Annotated in this window: 20 protein-coding genes; 11 read left to right on the top strand and 9 right to left on the bottom strand. The window is 72.8% G+C overall.

What is annotated here, in order from left to right; genetic code table 11:
* Nucleotides 1-2: 2 nt before the first annotated feature.
* Nucleotides 3-596 carry a methyltransferase domain-containing protein gene (locus tag AB3X52_RS03640; protein WP_367991417.1) on the top strand — a complete coding sequence of 198 codons (594 nt, stop codon included), beginning with the start codon at nucleotides 3-5 and terminating at the stop codon, nucleotides 594-596.
* Nucleotides 597-838: 242 nt separating this feature from the next.
* Here the strand turns inward: AB3X52_RS03640 and AB3X52_RS03635 are convergent, their stop codons facing one another.
* Both AB3X52_RS03635 and AB3X52_RS03630 read right to left on the bottom strand, forming a co-directional pair.
* Entirely contained in the window at nucleotides 839-2,155 is a 1,317-nt protein-coding gene (locus AB3X52_RS03635) for a M1 family metallopeptidase (protein ID WP_367991416.1), read from the bottom strand.
* A gap of 57 nt (nucleotides 2,156-2,212) precedes the next feature.
* Nucleotides 2,213-6,094, bottom strand: coding sequence for a Pls/PosA family non-ribosomal peptide synthetase (locus AB3X52_RS03630; protein WP_367991415.1), 3,882 nt, complete (start codon nucleotides 6,092-6,094; stop codon nucleotides 2,213-2,215).
* A 140-nt stretch (nucleotides 6,095-6,234) separates the two neighbouring features.
* On the opposite strand from AB3X52_RS03630, the gene AB3X52_RS03625 reads away from it, so the two are divergent.
* Entirely contained in the window at nucleotides 6,235-6,753 is a 519-nt protein-coding gene (locus AB3X52_RS03625) for a MarR family winged helix-turn-helix transcriptional regulator (RefSeq protein ID WP_367991414.1), read from the top strand.
* 72 nt (nucleotides 6,754-6,825) lie between these two features.
* Nucleotides 6,826-8,208 (top strand): S1C family serine protease, encoded by a 1,383-nt coding sequence (locus tag AB3X52_RS03620; protein ID WP_367991413.1) that lies wholly within the window; start codon nucleotides 6,826-6,828, stop codon nucleotides 8,206-8,208.
* A 140-nt stretch (nucleotides 8,209-8,348) separates the two neighbouring features.
* On the opposite strand, the gene AB3X52_RS03615 is transcribed toward AB3X52_RS03620, so the two are convergent.
* The 3 genes from AB3X52_RS03615 to AB3X52_RS03605 all read right to left on the bottom strand — a co-directional run bounded on the left by AB3X52_RS03615 (nucleotide 8,349) and on the right by AB3X52_RS03605 (nucleotide 12,140).
* Nucleotides 8,349-10,034, bottom strand: a complete 1,686-nt coding sequence (locus tag AB3X52_RS03615) for an ABC-F family ATP-binding cassette domain-containing protein (RefSeq protein WP_367991412.1) — start codon at nucleotides 10,032-10,034, stop codon at nucleotides 8,349-8,351.
* A gap of 87 nt (nucleotides 10,035-10,121) precedes the next feature.
* Entirely contained in the window at nucleotides 10,122-11,027 is a 906-nt protein-coding gene (locus AB3X52_RS03610) for a DUF559 domain-containing protein (protein WP_367991411.1), read from the bottom strand.
* 138 nt (nucleotides 11,028-11,165) lie between these two features.
* Nucleotides 11,166-12,140 (bottom strand): ABC transporter ATP-binding protein, encoded by a 975-nt coding sequence (locus AB3X52_RS03605; protein WP_367991410.1) that lies wholly within the window; start codon nucleotides 12,138-12,140, stop codon nucleotides 11,166-11,168.
* A gap of 4 nt (nucleotides 12,141-12,144) precedes the next feature.
* Here AB3X52_RS03605 and AB3X52_RS03600 point away from each other — a divergent pair, with 4 nt between their 5' ends.
* The 5 genes from AB3X52_RS03600 to AB3X52_RS03580 all read left to right on the top strand — a co-directional run bounded on the left by AB3X52_RS03600 (nucleotide 12,145) and on the right by AB3X52_RS03580 (nucleotide 17,335).
* Nucleotides 12,145-12,849 (top strand): ABC transporter permease, encoded by a 705-nt coding sequence (locus tag AB3X52_RS03600; RefSeq protein ID WP_367991409.1) that lies wholly within the window; start codon nucleotides 12,145-12,147, stop codon nucleotides 12,847-12,849.
* On the top strand, nucleotides 12,846-13,556 hold the full coding sequence (locus AB3X52_RS03595) for an ABC transporter permease (RefSeq protein ID WP_367991408.1): 711 nt from the start codon (nucleotides 12,846-12,848) through the stop codon (nucleotides 13,554-13,556). The genes AB3X52_RS03600 and AB3X52_RS03595 overlap by 4 nt, the downstream gene beginning before the upstream one ends.
* A gap of 26 nt (nucleotides 13,557-13,582) precedes the next feature.
* On the top strand, nucleotides 13,583-14,542 hold the full coding sequence (locus AB3X52_RS03590) for an ABC transporter substrate-binding protein (protein ID WP_367991407.1): 960 nt from the start codon (nucleotides 13,583-13,585) through the stop codon (nucleotides 14,540-14,542).
* Nucleotides 14,542-15,918, top strand: a complete 1,377-nt coding sequence (locus tag AB3X52_RS03585) for a dihydrolipoyl dehydrogenase family protein (RefSeq protein WP_367991406.1) — start codon at nucleotides 14,542-14,544, stop codon at nucleotides 15,916-15,918. Before AB3X52_RS03590 ends, AB3X52_RS03585 begins: the two co-directional genes overlap by 1 nt.
* A gap of 112 nt (nucleotides 15,919-16,030) precedes the next feature.
* A complete protein-coding gene (locus AB3X52_RS03580; protein ID WP_367991405.1) occupies nucleotides 16,031-17,335 on the top strand; it encodes a cytochrome P450 in 1,305 nt (434 codons plus the stop codon).
* Between the two features lie 57 nt (nucleotides 17,336-17,392).
* Here the strand turns inward: AB3X52_RS03580 and AB3X52_RS03575 are convergent, their stop codons facing one another.
* The gene (locus AB3X52_RS03575; protein WP_367991404.1) at nucleotides 17,393-18,004 is read right to left on the bottom strand and encodes a class I SAM-dependent methyltransferase; all 612 of its coding nucleotides are present in this window, start codon (nucleotides 18,002-18,004) and stop codon (nucleotides 17,393-17,395) included.
* Complete coding sequence (gene truA, locus AB3X52_RS03570; RefSeq protein ID WP_367991403.1) at nucleotides 17,997-18,851, bottom strand: tRNA pseudouridine(38-40) synthase TruA; 855 nt, start codon at nucleotides 18,849-18,851, stop codon at nucleotides 17,997-17,999. Before truA ends, AB3X52_RS03575 begins: the two co-directional genes overlap by 8 nt.
* 41 nt (nucleotides 18,852-18,892) lie before the next feature.
* Here truA and AB3X52_RS03565 point away from each other — a divergent pair, with 41 nt between their 5' ends.
* Both AB3X52_RS03565 and AB3X52_RS03560 read left to right on the top strand, forming a co-directional pair.
* Nucleotides 18,893-19,633: a DUF72 domain-containing protein gene (locus AB3X52_RS03565; RefSeq protein ID WP_367991402.1), complete on the top strand. Its 741-nt coding sequence runs from the start codon at nucleotides 18,893-18,895 to the stop codon at nucleotides 19,631-19,633.
* A 39-nt stretch (nucleotides 19,634-19,672) separates the two neighbouring features.
* A complete protein-coding gene (locus tag AB3X52_RS03560) occupies nucleotides 19,673-20,326 on the top strand; it encodes a hypothetical protein (RefSeq protein ID WP_367991401.1) in 654 nt (217 codons plus the stop codon).
* Here AB3X52_RS03560 and AB3X52_RS03555 read toward each other — a convergent pair.
* Entirely contained in the window at nucleotides 20,309-21,178 is an 870-nt protein-coding gene (locus AB3X52_RS03555; RefSeq protein ID WP_367991400.1) for a PfkB family carbohydrate kinase, read from the bottom strand. The two genes, AB3X52_RS03560 and AB3X52_RS03555, sit on opposite strands and share 18 nt — an antisense overlap.
* Before the next feature lie 71 nt (nucleotides 21,179-21,249).
* Here AB3X52_RS03555 and AB3X52_RS03550 point away from each other — a divergent pair, with 71 nt between their 5' ends.
* Nucleotides 21,250-22,212, top strand: coding sequence for a ketopantoate reductase family protein (locus AB3X52_RS03550; protein WP_367991399.1), 963 nt, complete (start codon nucleotides 21,250-21,252; stop codon nucleotides 22,210-22,212).
* Nucleotides 22,213-22,355: 143 nt separating this feature from the next.
* Here the strand turns inward: AB3X52_RS03550 and rplQ are convergent, their stop codons facing one another.
* Nucleotides 22,356-22,907: a 50S ribosomal protein L17 gene (gene rplQ, locus AB3X52_RS03545; protein ID WP_367991398.1), complete on the bottom strand. Its 552-nt coding sequence runs from the start codon at nucleotides 22,905-22,907 to the stop codon at nucleotides 22,356-22,358.
* Nucleotides 22,908-22,970: the final 63 nt, after the last annotated feature.

Here is a 22,970-nt window from a genome sequence, read left to right as displayed (position 1 = left end):
CCATGACCACCGACCCCGTCGACTGGGACGCCGCCTATGCCCGGGAGGTCACGCCCTGGGACCTCGGCGGCGTCACCCCGCTCCTCGTCGACGCCCTCGCCGACAGCCGGCTCGGCGCTCCCGGTAGGGCGCTCGTACCCGGCGCCGGTCGCGCGTACGACGCCGGCGCGCTCGCCGACGCCGGCTGGAGTGTGACGGCGGTCGACCTCTCCGTCACCGCCGCGGCCTACGCCGGCGCGCGGTTCCCCGAGGTCGACTACATGGTGGGCGACGCGCTCGACAGCGACCCCGTCCTCGCGCGCACCCGCGGCCCGGTCGACCTGCTGTGGGACCACACGTTCTTCTGCGCGCTGCCGCCCGCCCTGCGACCGCGGGTCGGCGACCTCGCCCGCGCCGTCGTCAAGCCCGGAGGTCTGCTCGCGAGCGGCGTCTTCCCACTCGACCGGCCCGACGACGACGGTCCGCCCTACCGCTACGTCCCCGAGGACATGACCGCCGTGCTCGACGGCTTCGAGCTCGTCCACCTCGGCCCGCTCACCGACTCGATGGTCCCGGGCTGGCACCGTCGGCTGGCGATCTGGCGACGGACCGCGTGACCCGGTGGACCGAGCACAGCTCCGGGCCGGGCCGCCCGTCGACGGGGTCGGCGATCGGCTCACCTGGACGCGCACCGAGGCGCTCCTCAAGGCCGGCGGGCTCGGCGTCGGTGGCTGGAGCGGCCGTCCGGACGAGCTGCCCGTCCTGCCGGCCCGCACGCTCGACGTCCGGGGCCATGTCGCCACCTTGGCCGGCGACGGCGAGTGGACCGCCGTGGGCCCGCGAGCTGGGGAGAACCCGCTCACGGCAGTGCCGGGAGCTCCTTCTTCCGTAGCCAGACGTCGAAGAGGCCGCCCAGCTCCGCGCCGCTGACCTCACCGGCGAGCGCCTCGAAGTCGGCCGTCGTGACCGTGCCGCCCGTGTGGCGGCGTACCCACTCCTTCAGGAGCTCGAAGAACGGCTCGTCACCCACGGTGAGCCGCAGCGCGTGCAGGGTGAGGGCACCCCGCTTGTAGATCCGGTCGTCGAACATGTCCTCGGGCCCCGGATCCGCGAGCAGCAGGTCCTGCGGGAGCTTCGCCAGCCGGGCATGGTGGTGGGCGGCGTGCGCGGCCGCGGTGTCGTGGCCGGCCTCCTCCGACCAGAGCCACTCGGCGTAGCAGGCGAACCCTTCGTGCAGCCAGATGTGCTGGAGCGACGCCATCGTGACAGCGTTGCCGAACCACTGGTGGGCCAGCTCGTGGGCGACGAGGCGCACCTCCGACCAGTCGGAGGTGAGGAAGTTGCGACCGAAGGTCGAGAGCGACTGTGACTCGAGCGGGATCTCGAGGTCGTCGTCGGTCACCACCACGGTGTAGCCCGGGAACGGATAGGGCCCGAAGGCCTCGCTGAAGTAGGCGATCATCTCGCGCTGGCGGTCGAACGCCTTCGCATAGCCGTCCACCGCGTCGGCCGGGATCGCGGCCCGCGTCGGCACCGGGCAGTCCTGGGTCGGTGCCTCGTCGAGGAGCGTGTAGCGGCCGATCTGCACGGTCGCGAGGTACGGCGACATCGGCTCGTCCTGGCGATGGACCCAGGTCTCCCCCGACCCGCGCCGGATCCGGTCGGTGAGCACGCCGTTGGCGACCACCGTGTAGTTCGCCGCCGTGGTGACGGCGATGCGATAGGACGCCTTGTCGTCGCAGCGGTCGTTGCAGGGGAACCACGTCGGCGCGCCGTGCGGCTGACCGGCGACGATCACACCGTCCTCGAGCTCCTCCCAGCCGGCGTCCCCGAGGTGGGGTACGACGAGCGGGCGCGGGTTGCCGGCGTACCTCACCGTGATCTCGAAGCGCTGCCCGGCGGGGATGCGGCGGCGGAGGGTGAGCACGAGGCGGTGGTCGCGGTGCGCGTACTTCGCCGGCGCCCGGCCGTCGACGTACACCTTCTGGACCGCGAGCCGGGCGAGGTCGAGCACGACGCGGCCGGTCTCCTCCGCGGCGACCGCCGTGATCGTGGCGGTGCCGGAGAGCCGGTTGGCGGCCAGGTCGTAGTCGAGCTCGAGGTCGTAGTGCTCGGCGCTCCACGACGGGTCGCCGTGGCCGGGCAGGTACGGGTCGGCGGTGGGGAGGTGAGGCACGGACGGCACCCTAACGAGGAACGATCGCGGACGGACGACGGCAAACGCACGACACCCTCAGACCCACGGCCCGATCGGGTTGCCGATCCACACCGTCTTGTCCGGGACCGACTCGCCGCGCATGACGAGCGAGACCGGCCCGACCGTGGTGTGCCGCCCGAGGGTGGCGGCGGGCAGGATCACCGAGTTCGGCCCGAGCGTCGCACCGCGGCGCAGCGTGACGTTGTCGAGGGCGAGCATGCGGTCGTGGAAGAGGTGGGTCTGGACGACGGTGCCGCGGTTGACGGTCGCGCCGTCCCCCAGGACGACGAGGTCGGTCTCGGGCAGCCAGTGGGTCTCGATCCACACGCCGCGGCCGATCCGGGCACCCATCAGCCGGAACCAGGCGCCGAGCAGCGGCGTCCCCGCGACCGGGCCGGCGAACCACGGGGCGCCGAGCATCTCGACGAAGGTGTCGGCGAGCTCGTTGCGCCAGACGAAGCTGCTCCACAGCGGGTGCGTCCCGGGCCGCATCCGGCCGCAGAGCAGCCACGTGGCCGCGACGGTGAGCAGCGCGGCGACGGCGCCGGCGAGGGCCAGCAGCGGGCCGGTGAGGACGAGCGCGACGAGCGGCCCCGCGATATCCCAGATCCGGACCACTCCGACCGCGACCAGGGCGGGGAGCACGAAGGCGAGCGTCGCCGGCACGAGCCGGGCCACCTCGACCAGCGCCCGCGCCACCCTCAGCCGGCGGGCCGGGGCGAAGGTGCGCCCCGTGTCGTCCTCGGAGGCGGTACGGCGCAGCGGCGCGGGCGGGGAGCCGAGCCAGGACTCCCCCGAGCGTGCCTTCTTCCGCCGCGGCGCGGCCGAGAGCACCGCGACGAGCGAGGCCTTCGGCACCTTGCGGCCCGGCGCCGCCATCCCGGAGTTGCCGACGAACGCGCGCTTGCCGATCTTCACCCGTTCGACCCGCACCCAGCCACCCCCGAGCTCGTAGCCGCCGATGAGGGTGTCGTCGGCGAGGAACGACTCGTCGCCGGCCTGGGTCAGGGTCGGGATCATCAGCACGGTCGACGCCTCCACGTCCCTGCCGATCCGGGCGCCCAGCAGACGCAGCCAGTGCGGCGTGAGTGTCGAGGAGTAGAGCGGGAACAACCACGTGCGCGCGTCGTCCAGGACCCGCATCGTCGCCCAGATCGCGACGCCGGCACCGCTGCGCACCGGGTGCACGCCGGGCCGAATCAGCAGACCGGCGGCGCGGACGACCAGCAGCACCAGCAGCGCGAGGACGGCCAGTCCCGCCAGGACGGCGACCGGGCTCCACGCCAGCAGCCCGAGGACGTCGGCGTACGACGCCGGGCGGCCGCCGAGCAGGACCAGGATCGCGGCTCCCGCGCCGATCGCGACCGCCGGCAGGAGCGCGAGCGCGGCGGCGACGGCGGCGTAGGCGGCGAGCCAGAGGGGCGAACGCCAGATCCGCTCCTGCCACGGCCCACGGGCCTCCTTGGTGACGCGGACCGCCGGCGATCCGGACCAGTACTCGCCGTCGGGCACCCTCCCGAAGACCGCCGACCCGGGTGCGATCTCGGCGTCGGCGCCCACGTCGGCCCCCGGACAGAGCATGGAGCGGGCGCCGATCCGGGCCCGCGCGCCGACGCGCACGCCGCCGAGATGGAGGATGTCTCCGTCGACCCAGTGGCCGGCGAGGTCGACCTCCGGCTCGACGGAGGCGCCCTTGCCCAGCGTGAGGAAACCGGTCACGGGCGGCAGGGAGTGGAGGTCGACGTTGTTGCCGATCCGCGCGCCGAGCAGCCGGGCGTACCAGGTCATCAGCGGGGCGCCCGCCAGCCCGTGGGCGCCGAGCTGCTCGGCGGCGTGCTCGGCGAACCAGAGCCGGAGATGGACCTTGCCGCCACGCGGGTGGTCCCCCGGCTCGACGCCGCGCAGCGTCAGCCGCGCCACCCCGGCGGCCAGGATCATGCGTCCGGGCGGGGTGAGGAACACGACGACGCCAAGGACGACGAGCCACCAGGGCAGCACCGGCAGCCACGTCATCGCACCGGTTCCCGCGGTGTCGCGCAGCACGCGGGTGACGAGTGCGAGCCAGGCGAGCCAGCGTGGCGCCGCCAGGCAGCGCAGCAGCAGCGTCGCGGCCACTTGGCCGGCCTGCGTCTTGAGCGGGACGACCGGGACCTCCCGGTCCACCACCGCGGTCGAGGAGCCCATCTCGTCGAGGTACGCCGCCAGCGCGCCGACCGTCGGCCGGTCGTAGATGTCGCCCATGGCGACCTCTGGGTAGCGCTCGCGCAGGCGCGACACCATCTGAGCGGCCGTCAGCGAGCCGCCACCGAGGTCGAAGAAGTCGTCCTTGGCGCCTGCGACGTCGGCACCGAGGATGTCGTGCCACAGCCCGGCCACCCACGCCTCGGTATCGGTGAGGCCACCGCGCTCCCCGGTGGCCCCGGCCCCCGTCACCGGCCACGGCAGCGCGTCACGGTCGACCTTGCCGGACGTCCGGGTCGGTAGTGTGTCGACCACCGCGAGCCGGGGCACGAGCGCGGCCGGCATCCGCTCGCGCAGCAGCGCGACCGCCCGTCCGGCGTCGAAGGGCTCCTCGGTGGTGACGTAGCCGACCAGCAGCGAGTTGCCCGCCTTCGTCCGGCGTACGGCGGCCGCGGCCCCCTTCACGCCCGGCAGCCCCAGCAGTGCCGAGTCGACCTCGCCGAGCTCGATCCTGCGGCCGCCGAGCTTGACCTGGTCGTCCGCACGGCCGCCGAAGAGCAGCCCCGCCGGGTCGTTCACGACCAGGTCGCCCGAGCGGTAGGCACGTGCCCAGCCGAGCGTGGGCATCGCGGCGTACTTCTCGGCGTCCTTCGCCGGGTCGAGGTAGCGCGCCAGCCCGACGCCGCCGATGATCAGCTCACCGGTGGCGCCGTCGGGGACACGCTCGCCGGTCGCGGGGTCGACCACCGCGAGGTCCCACCCGTCCAACGGCAGCCCGATCCGCACCGGGCCGGTCCCGGTCAGCAACGCACCGCAGGCCACGACCGTCGCCTCGGTGGGGCCGTAGGTGTTCCACACCTCACGACCGGGCGCCTGCAGGCGGGCGACCAGCTCGGGTGGGCAGGCCTCGCCGCCCATGATGAGCAGCCGGACCTTCGCGAGCGCCTCCGCCGGCCAGAGCGCGACCAGCGTCGGCACGGTCGAGACGATGGTGATGGCGTTGGCGACGAGCCAGGGCCCGACGTCGACGCCGCTGCGCACGAGCGCGCGCGGCGCCGGCACGAGGCAGGCGCCGTACCTCCACGCCAGCCAGATCTCCTCGCAGCTCGCGTCGAAGGCCACCGAGAGACCGGCCATCACTCGGTCGCCCACGCCGATCGGACGGTCCTGGAGGAACATCCGCGCCTCCGCGTCGACGAACGCGGCGGCGTTGCGGTGGCTGACGGCGACCCCCTTCGGGGTGCCCGTCGACCCCGAGGTGAAGATGACCCAGGCGTCGTCGTCGGGGCCCGGCTCCTCGGGCTCCCGCGGCGCGCGCGGGGTGGCGGACGGCGGACGGGCCACCTGTAGGTCGTTGCCGACGATCGCGGCGACCTCGGCCTCACCGAAGACGAGCCGGGCGCGCTCGTCGGGGTCGTCGGCGTCGACGGGGACGTACGCCGCACCCGCGAGCAGGACCCCGAGGATGGCGGTGTAGAGCTCGGTCGTGCCGCTCATGATCCGGACGCCCACCCTGTCCCCGCGGCCGACCCCGGCCGCGTTGAGCTCGGCCGCCAGCCCCTCGGCGGCCTCCTCGAGCTCGGCGTAGGTGAGCACGCGGTTGCCGGCGTCGACCGCCGGGTCGTCGGCGGCCTGGGCGAGAGTCGCGCGGAAGACGTCGACGAGAGTACGAGGCGCGGGGGCCAGGCACCCACGAAGCAGAGGGTCGGCAGCAGGGCCGGCAGCGGCGTCGATCACGCGGCGACCTTGGCGGAGTCAGGTGAACAGCGGGTGACGGAGCCGTCCGCTGGACCGAGGTGGTGGAGGCGAGGACCCGGGCCCCGGTCCCGCGGTGACGGACACCGTCTCGCCAACCTCCCGCTCCCTACACTCGAGGCATGGAGACCGCCGCGGCGACCGAGCCGACCGACTGGGCCGACCGCCATGTCGCGCGCTGGCACGACCACTGGATCGACCTTGCCTTCGACGCCGAGGTCGAGGCCATCGTGGTGCGGATGGCGCGGCTGATGCGCCACCTCAAGGACACCACCCGCGAGGCGCTCGACCAGGTGGGGCTCCAGGACTTCGAGTACCAGACGCTCCACCAGCTGATGGTCCGTGAGACGCCCGGCCACGCCACACCGTCGCAGCTCGCCGACGACCTCGGGTTGAGCGGAGCGGGCATGACCGGACGGCTCGACGGCCTGGAGCGGGCCGGGTGGATCCGGCGCAGCCCCGCCGCCGAGGACCGCCGTCGCGTCGACATCGAGGTCACGAAGGCCGGGATGGAGATCTGGAAGCAGGCGATGAAGCTGCGCTGCAAGGCCGAGGAGGAGCTCATCGCCGTGCTCGAGCCGACCGAGCGGCAGGAGCTCGCCGTACTCCTCAAGAAGCTGACGCTCGGCGTCGAGCCCTGACCGCCCGGACTTTTTCTTCCCGCCCAGCCAGGTCTCAGCGGGCTCACAGGCACGCAGGAAAGAGTTGGTGACATGAACGACTTCCCTCAGTCCGGCGACGACGAGACCCGCCGTCCCGGGGACTCCGCCGGCGAGCCCACGGCGCCGCTGTGGACTCCGTCGACCTCCGGCCAGCCCTCCGGTCAGCCGTACGGCGGCTACGCCGGCCCGCAGGGGCCACCGCCGACCACACCGCTGACCGCGGCGATGCCGGCCGCGGACCAGGGTCACCCGCTCTACGGCCCGGCCCCGCACACGCCTGCCCAGCGGCCGCGCCGGCCGCGTCGGCTCGGCTTCGCTGCCGGGGTGATCGCGGCCTCGCTCATCGTCGGCGGCGGTGCCGGCATCGGCGGTGCGGCGCTCTACAGCAGCCAGCACGACGGCCACGCCGGCGACGTCGCGAGCCCGTCGGGCGCGACCTCGTCCAAGGTCGTCAACGAGGCGGCTCCCTCGGGGACGGTCGAGAAGGTCGCGGCGCAGGTCCTGCCCTCGGTGGTGAAGATCGAGGTGTCGGGCCAGCAGGAGGCCGGGTCGGGCTCGGGCATCATCCTCAGCAGCGACGGTGAGATCCTCACCAACAACCACGTGGTCGAGGTCGCCGGCGACAACGGCACGATCAAGGTCGACTTCAACGACGGCTCCTCCGCCTCCGCGAAGATCCTCGGCACCGACCCGCTCACCGACACCGCCGTCATCAAGGCCGCCAACGTGTCCGGATTGACCCCGGCGACGATCGGGAAGTCGAGCAACCTCGTCGTCGGTCAGAGCGTCGTGGCGATCGGCTCGCCGTTCGGGCTCGACTCGACGGTGACCTCGGGCATCGTGAGCGCCCTCAACCGGCCGGTCAACGTCGGCTCCGACGAGCAGGGCAACGCGACGGTCTACCCGGCCATCCAGACCGACGCCGCGATCAACCCCGGCAACAGCGGTGGCGCGCTGGTCGACATGGCGGGCCACGTCGTCGGGATCAACGCCTCGATCCGCACCACCGGCTCCAGCGACTCCTCGGAGGAGTCCGGCTCGATCGGGCTGGGCTTCGCGATCCCGATCGACGAGGTCATGCCGATCGTCAACCAGATGATCAAGGGCGACACCCCGACCCACGCCCGGCTCGGCATCTCGGTCTCGGACGCCGGCGCGGGCTCGCAGAACCCGGGCACGGCCGACCTGTTCGACGGCAACGGCGCCAAGGTGGAGAAGGTCAACGACGGCTCGACCGCGGACAAGGCCGGGATCCAGGCGGGCGACGTCATCACCAAGGTCGACGACCACCAGATCACCGGCTCGGACTCGCTGGTGGCCACGATCCGGTCCTACCGACCGGGCGACAAGGTCACCGTGACCTACGAGCGGAACGGCAAGAGCCGGACCACGACCGTCACCCTCGACTCCGACTCCTCCGAGTCCACGTCCTGACGGCCCCGCACTCCTCCCCCTCGTCCAGTCGGGAGAGGACGGGCAGGCCCCGAGACCACGTCCACCGGTCTCGGGGCCTGCCTCCTTCTGCGGTCATGCCCGGAGGAACACCGTTCGGGTCTGCGCAGCGCTGGGGCGAGTCATCGGGCCCGCTCCACGCGGGTCTCGTCCCAGACCGGCTCGGGCGACTCATAGACGGTCCCGTCGGCGCCGTACACCAGGAACCGGTCGAAGCCACGCGCGAACCAGCGGTCGTGGGTGACCGCCAGGACGGTGCCCTCGAACGCCTCGAGGCCGGCCTCGAGCGCCTCGGCGGACTGCACGTCGAGGTTGTCGGTCGGCTCGTCGAGCAGGAGCAGGGTGGCGCCGCTGAGCTCGAGCAACAGGATCTGGAAGCGAGCCTGCTGACCGCCCGAGAGCGAGTCGAACCGCTGCTCCGCGGCGTGAGCCAGCTCGTAGCGGTCGAGCACCCGACTCGCCTGCTCCCGGCCCATCCCGGCGCGGTGCGGGTCGCCTCGGTGCAGGATCTCGAGCAGCGTCCGACCGACGAGCTCGGGGTGGGCGTGGGTCTGCACGAACCATCCCGGCCTGACCCGAGCACCGAGCCGGGCGACGCCGGTGTGGCGCACGGGCTCGACGGGGCTGTCGCCGACCGGCTCGTGCTCCTTGTCGGGACGCGTGCCGCCGGCCGCGAGGAGCCGGAGGAAGTGCGACTTGCCGGAGCCGTTGCTGCCTAGGACGGCCACGCGCTCGCCGTACCAGACCTCGAGGTCGAAGGGCTTCATCAGCCCGCTGAGCTCGAGCCGCTCGCAGACCACGGCGCGCTTGCCGGTGCGACCGCCCGTGAGCCGCATCGTCACCTGCTGCTCGCGAGGCTGCTCGGTCGGCGGACCGGCGTCCTCGAACTTCCGCAACCGGGTCTGCGCCGCCTGGTAGCGGCTGGCCATGTCGGAGTTGTAGGCCGCCTTCTGCTTGTACATCAGCATCTGCGCGCGCAGCTTCGCGTGCTCCTCGTCCCAGCGCCGGCGCAGCTCCTCGAACCGGGCGAACCGCTCGCGCCGGGCCTGGTGGTAGCTCGCGAACCCGCCGGGATGGGTCCAGACCAGGTTGCCCGCGGCGCCGAGCTCGACCGTCACCACCCGGGTCGCGGTGTTGTCGAGCAGCTCCCGGTCGTGGCTGACGTAGAGGATCGTCTTCGGCGACTCCCGGATCCGCTCCTCGAGCCAGATCTTGCCGGGCACGTCGAGGAAGTTGTCCGGCTCGTCGAGGAGGAGCACCTCGTCGGGCCCACGCAGGAGATACTCCAACACGAGCCGCTTCTGCTCGCCACCCGACAGCGAGTCGAGGGCGCGATGACGGGCGCGGTCGTACGGCACGCCGAGACCGGCCATCGTGCAGACGTCCCAGGTGACCTCGAGGTCGTAGCCGCCGGCGTCGGCGTACTCCGCGAGCGCCGTGGCGTACCTCATCTGGGTCCGCTCGTCGTCGACGTCCATGAGGATCAGCTCGCAGGCGTCGACCTCGGCCGCCGCCGCCCGCACCCGCGGCGGCGCCACGGAGAGCAGCAGATCCGCGACGGTGTCGTCGGGGCCGAGGCCGGCGCCGACCATCTGCCGCATCACGCCGAGGCCGCCGGAGCGGGTCACGACACCGGCGTGGGGCGCCAGCTCTCCGGTCACCAGCCTCAGCAGCGTCGTCTTGCCCGCGCCGTTGGCGCCGACCAGGGCGACCTTCGCGCCCTCCCCCACCCGGAACGACACGTCATCGAGGAGCACCCGCCCGTCCGGCAGCTCATACCTCACCCCGGCGACGTCCACATGGCCCATGGGAGGGCATTCTTCCCTCTGGCGCTGACGCCGGGCATCCGGTTAACGACCCGACCGACGTGCCATCGGCAGGCAACGACGTCGGGCTCACGCGGCGGTGGGTCGGCCCGACGCGCGCGGCAGAGTCGACTGCACGTTGCACGGTCCGCGCAAAAGCGACCGCAGGACGTCGCGCACATAGGCCGGCGAGCGCATGACCTGCTCCCAGGTGAAACGGAGCACCAGCCATCCGGTGACCGTCAGCGCGGTGTAGCGGGTGCAGTCGATCTCGAACGCCTCCTTGCCCGTGTGGAACTCGTGGGACTCGGCCTCGATGACCAGCCGGCGCCGCACGTCGACGAGATCCGGGTGGTAGACGAACCCGCGGGCCATCACCGCCTGCTGCGGGACGACGCTGAGCTCAGCGAACTCGAGGACGATCGCCCGCAGCACCGACTCGAACGGGTTGGCCGCCTTCGGGCTCGCCTCCGCGGCGACGCGCCGGACCTGGGCCGAGCCCGGACCGTAGGTCACCGCGGCGGCGGCGATCAGCGCCGCGCGCGAGACCATGCCGGAGCGGAGTGCCGAGTCGGCGACCGCGAGTGCTTCGTCGAACGGAAGTCGCCGCGCACAGTCGACGACCGTCTTCAGTGGTGACGTGACACCGTCGATCACCTCGTCCTCGGCCAGGTCGCAGTACACCACGTGCACGATCGTCTGGAGCTGGCGGCTCAGCTTGCGGTTGCGCTTGACGGTCACCCACGCACGATCCGGCGGCCACTTGACCTTCCAACCCCAGTGCTGCGCTGCGCTCAGGTGGGAGCACACACCGGTGAGCTCGGCCGCGCGCCGGCGGTGCCGCGGAACACTGGGCAGCACGTAGCGCCCGCGGCTCGCGCGGACGATCCGCCGATCCTTCACCGCCTGCTTCAGCTGGCGCTTCGAGCACAGCACCCGCAACTGGGCGGCGTCTGCCACACCACCGAGCTGCGCCAACGCCGTCTCTGCCTTCATGGCGCCAGTCTTTCCACTGACGCCCTGCTCCGCATCTCGCTCTCCACAGGGCCCGTCGGACGTGCAGTCAGCGGCGGGCGCGAGTCCGGCAACCCTGCCGCAGCGCACGACTGGGCGCCCGAGTGGGCAATTGCACGTTCAGAGGCTCGCGCGCAGTGCGGCGTGCACCCCGGCAGGGGTCAGGACGCCCAGGAAGCGGGGACCGTCGGTGACGCCGACGACGGCGCGGTCATCGCGGAGCATGAGCGCGAGAGCCTCCTCCAGCGTCGCACCGACCGGGAGCGTGGCGGCCAGGGCCGAGGCGGCGACGCCGTCGAGCGACTCGAGATGGTCGGCCGTGATCCGGGTGACGCTGAGCCGCCGCAGCCCGGAGTCGGAGCCGACGAAGGAGGCCACGAAGTCGTCGGCCGGGTGGGCGAGGACCTCCGCCGGTGTCCCCCACTGGGCGAGCCGCCCGCCGGGCGCCATCACGGCGACCTTGTCGCCGAGCCGGACCGCCTCGTCGAGGTCGTGGGTCACGAGCACCACGGTGGTGCCGAGCCGCTGCTGCAGCTTGCGGAACTCGTCCTGCAGCCGCCGGCGCTCGAGCGGGTCCACGGCACCGAACGGCTCGTCCATGAGCAGCACCGGCGGGTCGGCCGCGAGGGCCCGGGCCACGCCGACCCGCTGCTGCTGGCCGCCGCTGAGCTGGTGCGGATAGCGGCCGGCGTACGTCGCCGGATCGAGCCCCACGAGGTCGAGCAGCTCCTCGGCGCGCGCCCGGGCCTTCGCCTTCGGCGTGCCCAGCAGCGAGGGCACCGTCATCACGTTGGCGAGGATGCGCTGGTGCGGGAAGAGACCGACCTGCTGGATGACGTAGCCGATGCCGCGCCGCAGCTCGACCGGGTCCACCTTCATGACGTCGCGGCCCGCCAGGCTGATCGTGCCCGATGTCGGCTCGACGAGCCGGTTGATCATCCGCAGCGTGGTCGACTTGCCACACCCGGAGGGGCCGACGAGCGCCGCGATCTCAGCGCGGTCGATGCTGAGCGAGAGGTCGCGAACGGCGGTCGTGCCGTCGTCGTACGTCTTCGTCAACGCGTCGACCACGAGCATCGGCCCGGTAACGTCCATGTCCGTGACCCTACTGGCCCCGCACACGGTCCGGGCGGCGAGCGAGCCCAGCTGCTACAGCCGGCTCGTCAACCACTGGGTGTGTCCGTCCTACTGGCACGACCGCGGCGGCGAGCTCCGCTCCGCGCTGGTCCAGCATCTCGAGATCACCGTCGTCGCGGTCGCGCTCGGCATGGTCGTCGCGATCCCGCTCGCGCTGCTCGCGCGCCGGCTCGGCTGGCTCCGCCAGGGGGTGCTCGGGCTGACCACGGCGCTCTACACCGTCCCGAGCCTCGCTCTGTTCCCCCTGTTGGTGCCGTTCACGGGGCTCACGATGACGACGGTGGTCATCGGGCTCGCGGTCTACGCGCTCACCATCCTCGTGCGGGCGGTCGTCGACGGGCTCGACGCCGTCCCGCCGGATGTCCGGGACGCGGCCGACGGGCTCGGCTACGGCCCGGTGCGGCGGCTGGCGCGGATCGAGCTGCCGCTCGCCGTACCCGTGATCCTCGCCGGCCTGCGGGTCGCGACCGTCTCGACGGTCGCGCTGACCACGGTCGGCTCGCTGGTGGCGTACGGCGGGCTCGGCAACCTCATCGCCGACGGCGTCCGCACCGACTTCCGCGCCGAGCTGTTGAGCGCGGCCGTGCTGTGCGTCGTCCTCGCCGTCGTGCTCGACATCGTGCTGGTCCTCGCGGGCCGCGCGGTCACCGGCTGGAGGCGCGCATGAGGCTCTTCGGCGACACCTGGCGCTACCTCACCACCGGCGGCCACTGGACCGGCGACGGCGGTCTCCTCGACCTGCTCGGCCAGCAGCTCCTGCTGACGGTCACCGCCCTCCTGCTCGCGCTCGTGCTGGGCCTGCCGCTCGCGCTCTGGCTCGGCCACCTCGGCCGCGGTGGCTGGCTCGCGACCAACATCAGCGGCATCGGCCGCGCCGTCCCGGTCTTCGCGCTGCTCGCCCTGCTGGTGACCGCGTCCTGGCCCGGGGTCCGCACCGCGGGACCCTACGGCCGCGCCGGGCTCGCCACCCTCATCGCGCTCGCCCTCTTCGCGCTCCCGCCCATCATCACCAACGCCTACGTCGCGGTCCGGGAGGTCCCGGCCCACCTGCAGGACGCCGCGGCCGGGATGGGCATGACCGGGAGCCAGCGGTTCTGGCGGGTGGAGCTCCCGCTCGCCCTGCCGCTCGTGCTGAGCGGCGTACGCCTCGCCCTCGTGCAGGTCTGGGCGACCGCCACCATCGCCGCCCTCGTGGCGGGTCCCGGCCTCGGCCGGGTGATCACCGACGGCTTCGCCCGCACGCAGTACGGCGAGGGTCTCGCCGGCGCCGTCGTGGTGGCGCTCGTGGCCATCGTCCTCGAGCTCGCCGCCGCGGGACTGGTCACCCTGTCGGTGCGGGTCCCTAGGCTGGGATCCACCACGTCCTCCGTGTGACCGACACCTCAGGAAGGTGCACGCCAGTGATCCACAACGTACGACGCACGGCCGCCACGCTCCTCGCCGCAGGGACGCTCCTCCTCGCCAGCGCCTGCGGCGCCGGGGACGACCTGTCCAGCGGCTCGTCGGGCAGCGCCAGCCCGTCCGGCGGCGCCTCCAAGGGAGCGGTCGCCATCGCCAGCCAGAGCTTCTCCGAGGCCGCGCTCGTCGCGGAGATGTACAAAGAGCTGTTGGCCCACGCGGGCTACCAGCCGAGCGTGAAGCTCGTCGACACCCGCGACGCCTACATGGCCACCTTCCCCGGCAAGGTCGACATCGTCCCGGAGTATGTCGGCGGCATCGTGAACTTCCTCAACAGCGTGGCCCACGGCGACCAGGCCAAGCCGTTCGAGGCCGGTGACGGGGAACAGCTCGCCCGCCAGGGCAAGAAGCTGCTCGACGACGCCGGCATCACGCTGCTCGACCAGTCCAGCGCGACCGACACCAACGCGTTCTTCGTGACGAAGAAGTATGCCCAGGACAACGACGTCAGCAACCTGTCCGACCTCAAGGGCAAGAAGGTCGTGCTGGCGGCGGCGTCCGACTGCGCGGGCCGGCTCGACTGCGAGAGCGGGCTCACGAAGAACTACGGCATCGACGTCACCAAGCTGCTGCCGCTGGGCTATGCCACCGACCAGACCTACAAGTCGGTCCTCGACGGCGAGTCCCAGCTCGGCGAGACCAGCACCACCGACGGCACGCTCGACTCCCAGGGCCTCGTCGTCCTGCAGGACGACAAGAAGATCCAGCCCGCGCAGAACCTCGTCCCCGCGGTGAGCTCGGACTTCCTCGCCGCCCACCCCGACGTCGCCGACGTGCTCGACCCCCTGATGCAGGCGCTCACGACCGAGAAGCTCACCGCGCTCAACGCCAAGATCTCGGTCGACCGGGAGAAGACGGCCGACGTCGCCCACGAGTTCCTCACCGACGAGGGCCTGCTCTGATGCCGGAGCACGAGGTCGACCTGGTCGTCGTCGGGACCGGTCCCGGCGGCGAGTCGCTCGCGCTCGAGTCGGCCGGCGCCGGGCTCGAGGTCGTCGCGATCGACAAGCACCTCGTCGGCGGCGAATGCCCCTACTACGCCTGCATCCCGACGAAGATGATGCTCCGCGCCGCCGACACGCTCGCCGAGGCCCAGCGCGCCGGGCGCCTGGCCGGCGAGGTCTCGGTGACCCCCGCGTGGGCGCCCGTCGCCCGCCGCCTGTCCGAGGAGGCGACCGACGGCTGGTCCGACAAGGCCGCCGTCGAGCGCTTGGAAGACGCCGGTGCGACCGTCCACCACGGCGTCGGTCGGCTCGACGGCGAGCGCCGGGTCACCGTCACGCCCACCGACGGGAGCGGTCCGATCACCTACCGCGCCCGGCGAGCGGTGGTGCTCAACCCCGGCACCCGCCCGGCCGAGCCGCCGGTGGAGGGACTCGCTGGGACGCCGTACTGGACCAACCGGGAGGCCGTCCGGGCGACCGAGCTGCCCGGCTCGCTGATCGTGCTCGGCGGGGGCCCGGTCGGGGCCGAGCTGACCCAGGCCTTCGCCCGCTTCGGGGTCGAGGTCACCGTCGTCCAGCAGGCCGACCGACTGCTCCCCCACGACGAGCCGGAGGCCTCCGCGCTCCTCGCCGAGGTCTTCGCCCGGGAGGGCGTCCAGGTCGTCACCCGCGCCGAGGTCACCCGGGTGGAGCATGACAGCGGCTTCACCCTCACCCTCGCCGACGGCGACCGGCTCCACGCCGACCAGCTCCTCGTCGCCGCCGGCCGGGTCCCCAACCTCGACGACCTCGGCCTGGACACCATCGGCCTCGCCGCCGACCGGATCTTCGTCGACGACCGGATGCGGGCCGCGGGCGTCGACGGAGGCTGGCTCTACGTCATCGGCGACGTCGCCGGCCATGGCGCGTTCACGCACCTCTCGATGTATCAGTCGGCCGTCGCCCGTCGGGCGATCCTGGGTGAGGACGGTCCACCCGCGGCCTACCACGCCGTGCCCCACACGACATTCACCGATCCCGAGGTGGCCGGCGTCGGGCTCACCGAGGCGGCCGCGCGCGACGCGGGGCTCGCGGTCCGGACCGGCAGCGCGGACTGGGGGTCGCGCGGCTTCACCCACGGCCCCGGCGCCGACGGGTTCGTCAAGGTCGTCGCGGACGCCGACCGCGGTGTCCTCGTCGGTGCGAGCGCCGTCGGCCCCTACGCCGGCGAGGTGCTCGCCATGCTGACCCTCGCCGTCCATGCCGAGCTGTCGCTCGACACCCTCCGCTCGATGATCTACGCCTACCCCACCTTCCACCGCGCGGTGGCCACCGCGCTCGCCGACCTGGCGTGACCGCGCCCGACGCGCCCGTCGCGCCCCGTCGCCCGGGCTCGTCCGGGCTCAGGGGTCGACACGGGGGCATCCCTGATGGCCAACGCCGCTACCGACCAGTCACACTTATCGCATGCCGATGACGTGGGTGAAGGAGCGGGTCCGCAAGCTGGCCCTGCGTTGGGCGATGCGCGGGAAGGCCACGCCGGTCCCCGACATCACGACGCTCCGCAAGATCCCGGAGCACCTCACCTATCCCTTGCGCCGCCACGGCGTCGACCCGGTGCCGGCGCTCGCGGAGGCGCGGGCGAAGGAGCCCGTCACCGTCCTCGGCAACGTGCTCGGCCTCGACATCTTCCTGGTCACCGGCCATGCCGAGGCGAAGCACGTCCTCGCCGACAGCACCTCCTACAGCAACGACATGCGCCACCTCCTCGGCACCCGCCCCCGCACCGACGCCGAGGGCATCGGCGGTCTGGGGATGACCGACCCTCCGGACCACACCCGGTTGCGTGGCCTGCTGACCCCTGAGTTCACGATGCGCCGCCTCGCCCGGCTCGAGTCGATGATCGACCGCATCGTCGAGGACGCCCTCGACGACCTCGCGTCCCACGGGCCGGTCGTCGACCTGGTCCAGCACTTCGGCTTCGAGATCCCGTTCCGGGTGATCTGTGAGCTCCTCGGCATGCCGGAGGAGGTCCGCGACGAGTTCCACAAGCTCGGCGTGGCCCGCTTCGACCTCACCGAGGGCGGCGCGGGGGCCTTCGGCGCCGCGACCGACTCCCGCACGTTCCTCATCAACGCCGTGAGGGAGCAGCGCCACGACCCGGGCGACGGGCTGATCGGCGAGATCATCCGCACCAAGGGCGCCGACTACGACGACGTCGAGCTCGGCGGCCTCGCCGACGGCGTCTTCCTGGGCGGCTATGAGACCTCGGCGTCGATGCTCTCGATGGGCACCTACGTCCTGACGCAGCAGCCGGCGGCGTACGACATCCTGCGGACGGGCGACAAGGCCGCGGTCGACCAGGTGATCGAGGAGCTGCTCCGCTACCTGTGCCCGGTGCAGATCGCGTTCCCGCGGTTCGCCCGCGCGGACCACGACCTCTTCGGGAAGAAGGTCAAGAAGGGCTCGGTCGTCATCGTGAGCCTGAGCGGGGCCAACCGCGACCCCGAGGTCGTGCCGGCCCCCGAGCAGTTCGACCTGCGCAACGCCGGCACCAGCCACTTCGCGTTCGGCCACGGGCTGCACCGCTGCGTCGGCGCGGAGCTCGCCCGGATGGAGATGCGCGCGGCCCTCACGGGTCTCGCCAGGCGCTTCCCCGACCTGAGCCTCGCCACCGACGACGTCGGGGAGCTCGGCTTCCGCGACCTGTCGATCGTCTACAGCCTCGACCGGCTGCCGGTGCGGCTCGCGGCGGAGCCCGCCGTCGTCTGACGGTCAACCGCGCGACGCCATCGCGATGCCCGCCCGGCCCTCGCGATCGGCCCGCCGTCACGCGGGCCGGATCGTCTCCAGCACGCGGAACCCCTTGGCGCTGCCGACCCGCGTGGTCGGATAGCCCTGCTCGGTGAGCCACCGCTGCAACGAGTCACCACCGAGGTTCTTGCCGACGACCATGATCGCGCGGCCTCCCGGCACCAGGCGGGGCAGCCAGGTGAGCAGCAGCGCGTGGAGCGCCTCCTTGCCGATCCGGATCGGCGGGTTGCTCCAGATCTCGTCGTACGACGGCTCCGACGGCACCTGGCCGGGCGTGAGCGCCCGGTAGCGACCCGCCACGCCCAGCCTGGCGGCGTTCTCGTTCGCGAGGAGCACGGCCCGCTCGTTCACGTCGACGCCGGTCACCTCCGCGGAGGGCGCGCTCAGCGCGCAGGCGAGGCCGATGACGCCGTACCCGCACCCCAGGTCGAGGATCCGGCCGCCGGCGGGCGGCTCGGTCTCGCGGAACAGCACCGCTGTGCCCACGTCCAGGCGGCCCTTGGCGAACACACCGCTCCCGCTAACCAGCCGCAGGTCGTGGCCCCAGACCTCGGTCTCGACCGGGATCCGCTCGAACGGCACCGACGGGTCGGCGCTGAAGTAGTGGTCCTCGCGCTGATCACTCATCGTCGGCTCCTCCCACCTCGTCGGCCCGGCGTCGCGCGCGGGTCACCAGCAGCCGCGCTCCGAGCTCCGCGTCCGGCGGATAGCCGACCTCCTCGAGGGTGAGGCCGGCGGCGGGAGCGACCGGCACCGAGGGCGACCTCGTGGCCGCGGCCAGGATCTCGCCGGCCCAGGCGGCGTCCTGGCGCCCGTCCCCGATCAGCAGCAGGCAGCCGACGAGCGCCCGCACCATGCTGTGGCAGAAGGCGTCCGCCACGACGGTCGCGACCGCGACCCCCGTCTCGTCGCGCTCCCAGACCAGGCGGTGGACCGTGCGGATCGTGGTGGCACCCTCGCGGGGCTTGCAGAAGCTGGCGTAGTCGTGGAGACCGACGAGGGCCACGGCGGCGACGTTCATCGCGTCGAGGTCGAGCGGGCGGGGGCGGAACAGGACGTGGTGGCGGCGCAGCGGGTCGGCGTACTCCGGGCGGTCCGCGACCCGGTAGGCGTAGCGTCGCCACAGCGCGGAGAAGCGCGCGTCGAACTCCGCCGGCGCCTCGACCGCGCGGTGGATCCGCAGGTCCGCCGGGAGGATGCCGTTCAGCCGTCGGACCAGCGCCTCCAGGGGCGGGTCCTGCGAGCGCCCGGCGGACGCGGCGACCACCTCGGGCTCGACGTCGAGATGGGCGACCTGGCCGCGGGCGTGGACGCCCGTGTCCGTCCGCCCGGCGACGACGACCCGGGCCTCGGGCATCCGCAGCGCCGTCGCGATCGCCGCCTGCAGCTCGCCCTGGACGGTCCGCAGCCCCGGTTGCGCCGCCCAGCCGTGGAACTTGCTGCCGTCGTAGGCGAGGTCGATCCGGATCCGCACGCCGTGCATCCTCCCAGACCGGGGCGGGGAACCTGGAACCTATGGACGGTCTCCGCCTCGGCACCTCCGGCTGGAGCTATGACCACTGGCAGGGTGTGCTCTACCCGCCCGGTCTGGCGACGGCGAAGCGGCGGGACGTCTACGTCGCGCGCTTCGACACCGTGGAGCTCAACGCCTCGTTCTACCGCTGGCCGGGTGAGCGGCCGTTCCACCGCTGGGGCGAGGTCCTGCCCGACGGGTTCGTGATGTCGGTCAAGGCGTCGCGGTGGATCACGCACGGCCGCCGCCTGCACGACGTCGACGGTGCCTGGGCGCGCCGGCTCGAGGCCGCGATGACGGCGCTCGGCAAGCACGCCGGCGTCGTCCTCCTCCAACTGCCCGGCGACTTCGCCCCGACCGAGGAGACCCGCAGGCGGCTGCGGACCTTCCTCGCCTCGCTCCCCCGGTGGCTGAAGGTGTCGGTCGAGCTCCGCCACCCCGGCTGGAGCGAGGAGCAGACCTACCAGATCCTCAAGGAGCAGGGGGCGGCGTACGTCGTCATGAGCGGCGCCCACCTGCCGTGCGTCCTGCGCGCGACCGCCGGGTTCGTCTACGTCCGCTGGCACGGCCCGTCGCCGGACCATCTCTACGTGGGGTCCTACTCCGAGGACGACCTGCGCTGGTGGGCCGACCGGATCCGGGAGTGGCGGGCCCAGGGCCGGGACGTGTGGGGCTACTTCGACAACGACGATCGCGGGTATGCCGTGCGCAACTGCGAGCGGCTGCGCGAGTTGCTGGCCTGAGCGCGGTTTCGCGGGCGGCGCCCCGGGCATCCTGCGGGCATGACGCCGTACTCGCCACTGCCGCCCACGCACCTCGACATCGCCCGGCGCCCGACCGGCGCGGGCCCGCTGCCGGGCACGGTGGTGGCGCTGATCGCGGGCGCCGTGATGCTGGTGACGAGGATCCTCGCCGTCTACACCCAGGTCTATGCCCAGCTCGGCCGTCCGGTCTCCTACGTCCTGGTCGCGCTGCCGTTCGTCGCCGTGGCCGTCGGAGCCGCCGTCGTCGCGCTCGCCCCGGTGAGGCGTCTCGGCGCCCTGGTCGTGCTGGCCGCGGCCGCAGCGGCCATCGGGTTCACCGAGTGGGAGATCCATGTCATCGAGTCGAACGGCCCGCTCGGCTCGACGAGCCTCCTCCGCCTCATCTACTGGCTCTCGTCGACCGTCCCGCCGATCCTGGTCGTGCTCGGCTGGGGGCTCGCCCGGCGCCGCGGCGCGCTGTGGTGCCTCAGCCTCGTCGTGACCGCCGCCCTCGCTGCTGGGGTCAAGGAGGTGGGCGACCATGCCCTCCGCGCGCTCGCCGTCCACGGTCTCGGCACGGCACGACTGGTGAGCATCGGGATCACGCTGCTCGCCATCGCCACCGTGCTCGCCGGCACGCTCGTGGGCTGGCTGCTGGAGCGGGCCGAGAGGCCCTCAGCCAAGCAGCTCTGAGGCGTACGGCGGATCGGCGCCCGGCCGGGAGACGGTGACCGCCGCAGCGCGGACCGCGTGGCGGAGCACCGCCGCGATGCGCTCCTGCGAGATCGTGGCAAGGTCGTCGTCCCACAGCGCGTCGAGGAGCGCCGCGCCGAAGGTGTCGCCGGCGCCGATGGTGTCGGCGACGAGCACCGGCATCGCGCCCACCGACACGACCTGTGCGCCGAACCAGGTCGCCCCCTCCGCACCGCGGGTGACCACGACGGCGCGCGGCCCGAGAGCGCGGAGCCGCGCCGCAGCCTCCTCGAGGCCGTAGCCCGGGTAGAGCACCTCCAGGTCCTCGTCGCTGGCCTTCACCAGCTGCGCGAGGGCCGCCGTACGTTCCACGGCCTCGGCGAGGCCGGGGCCGACCCCCGTGACGGCCGGGCGGACGTTGACGTCGTAGGTCACCGTCGCCGCCGTCGTCGAGAGCAGGTCGCGGACCCGGCCCGCCCCCGGCTCGAGGACGGGGCCCCAGGAGCAGACGTGCACGAACCGCGCGGTGTCGGTCGCCGGCGCGTCCGCGAGCCGCCAGTCGACATCGAAGACGTACGACGCCGCCCCGGTCGCCCCGATCGTCGCGGTCGCGCTCGGCGTCCGGTCAAGGACGTGCGGATCCGTCGCGAGCCTGATCCCGGCCTCCGTCAGATGGTGGTCGAGCACGGCTCCACCGGCGTCGCCGGCGTACGCCGTCCAGAGCCGGACCGGGCGGCCCAGACGCGCCAGCGCGACCGCGGCATTCGCGGCGCTGCCGCCGGGATACTCCACGACCTCCGCTCCGCGGCGTACGACGTCGACCAGGGCCTCTCCGACGACCAGCGTGTCCATGCGCAGATGTCTACCATCTCGATTGTCTACCACCTCGATCGGCTTTGATGGCGGGCCACTAGGGTGCTGACATGCGCTACGTCATCTACGGGGCCGGGGCCGTCGGCGGGGTCATCGGCGGGAACCTCCACCGCGCCGGCATCGCCACCACGCTCATCGCTCGCGGCGACCACCTCCGCGCCCTCCAGAAGGAGGGGCTCACCCTCGACACGGCGCAGGGAACGGTCACGCTCCCCGTGCCGGCACTCGGCTCGATCGCCGAGGTCACCTGGACCGACGACACCGTCGTACTGCTCTGCGTGAAGGGGCAGCAGACGGCGGCCGCCCTGGACGACCTGCTCGCCCACGCGCCGGCCGACACCCCGATCGTGGCGGTGCAGAACGGCGTCGCCAACGAACCGGCGATCCTGCGCCGATTCCCGCGCGCGTACGGCGTCCATGTGATCCTCCCGGCGACCCATCTGGTTCCGGGCGTGGTGGTCCAGGACTCGGCGGCCGTCCCGGGCCTCCTCGACGTGGGGCGCTACCCCGACGGCGTCGATGACATCGCGGAGGCCATCGCCGGGGACCTCACCGCCGCAGGCTTCGCCTCGGTGCCGCGGGCGGACATCATGGCGTGGAAGTACCGCAAGCTGGTCAACAACCTCGGCAACGGCGTGGACGCGATCGCGCGTCCGGGCTCCGCCGCCGACGAGCTGGTCCGGCGCTGTCGCGCGGAGGGAGAGGCGGCTTTCGCTGCGGCCGGCATCCGTGTGGTCAGCGCCGCCGCCGATCGGGAGCGGCGGGCCGGCACGATCCAGGGCCGCCTCGGGGGCAAGGGCGGCAGCTCCACGTGGCAGAGCATCAGCCGCGGTGCGGGCAGTGTCGAGATCGACTACCTCGCCGGGGAGGTCGTCCTCCTCGGCCGCCTCCACGGCGTCCCGACGCCGGCCAACGAGCTCGTGCAGCGCACGGCGCACCAGCTCGTCCGAGCGGGCGGCGACGCCGGGAGTCTCGACGCCGCCGACCTCCTGGAGGCGCTCGACCGTCGGTAGTCCGGGACGATCGCGTCGGTCTACGTGCCAGTAACCGACTCGAACGTCCCGGAGTATCCCGGATCCGCGGCGATACGCGCGCCGACGTACGACGAGAGCCCGCCACCCAGTGGGTGGCGGGCTCTGGTCGGAACGGTGTGAGATCAGGCCTCGGGCTTCTCCTCGGCCTCGGCGACCTCAGCAGTCTCCGCCTCCGCGGTGTCGACGTCGGCGGCCTCGGTCGAGACGACCTCGGTCTCCTCGTCGACGGCAGGAGCCTCGACCTCGGCCGGAGCGGCCGGAGCCTCCTTGGTGACCTCGGCAGCCGGGGCGGCCTTGGCCGGAGCCTTCGGCGCGTAGGCCTCGGTGACGAGCTCGATCACGGCCATCGGCGCGTTGTCACCCTTGCGGGGGCCGATCTTGGTGATGCGGGTGTAGCCACCGGGACGCTCGGCGAACTGCTCCGCGATCTCGGTGAAGAGCGTGTGCACGACGCTCTTGTCGCGGATGGTCTTGAGGACCTCGCGACGGTTGTGCAGGTCACCCTTCTTGGCCTTGGTGATCAGCTTCTCCGCGACGGGACGGAGCAGCCGGGCCTTCGCCTCGGTGGTGGTGATGCGGCCGTGCTCGAACAGCGCGGTGGCGAGGTTCGAGACGATCAGCTTCTGGTGGGCCGGGCTGCCGCCGAAACGGGCACCCTTCTTGGGAGTGGGCATCTGCCTCTTCCTTCTCTCCGGCCGTGTGAGGTACCGGGGTAGACGCGGATCGCTCCGCGATTT

The sequence above is a fragment of the Nocardioides eburneus genome, from assembly GCF_040838215.1.
GTDB lineage: Bacteria > Actinomycetota > Actinomycetes > Propionibacteriales > Nocardioidaceae > Nocardioides > Nocardioides eburneus.
The sequence above is the reverse complement of the archived record's forward strand: the minus strand, read 5'-3'. Positions and strand labels throughout refer to the sequence as shown.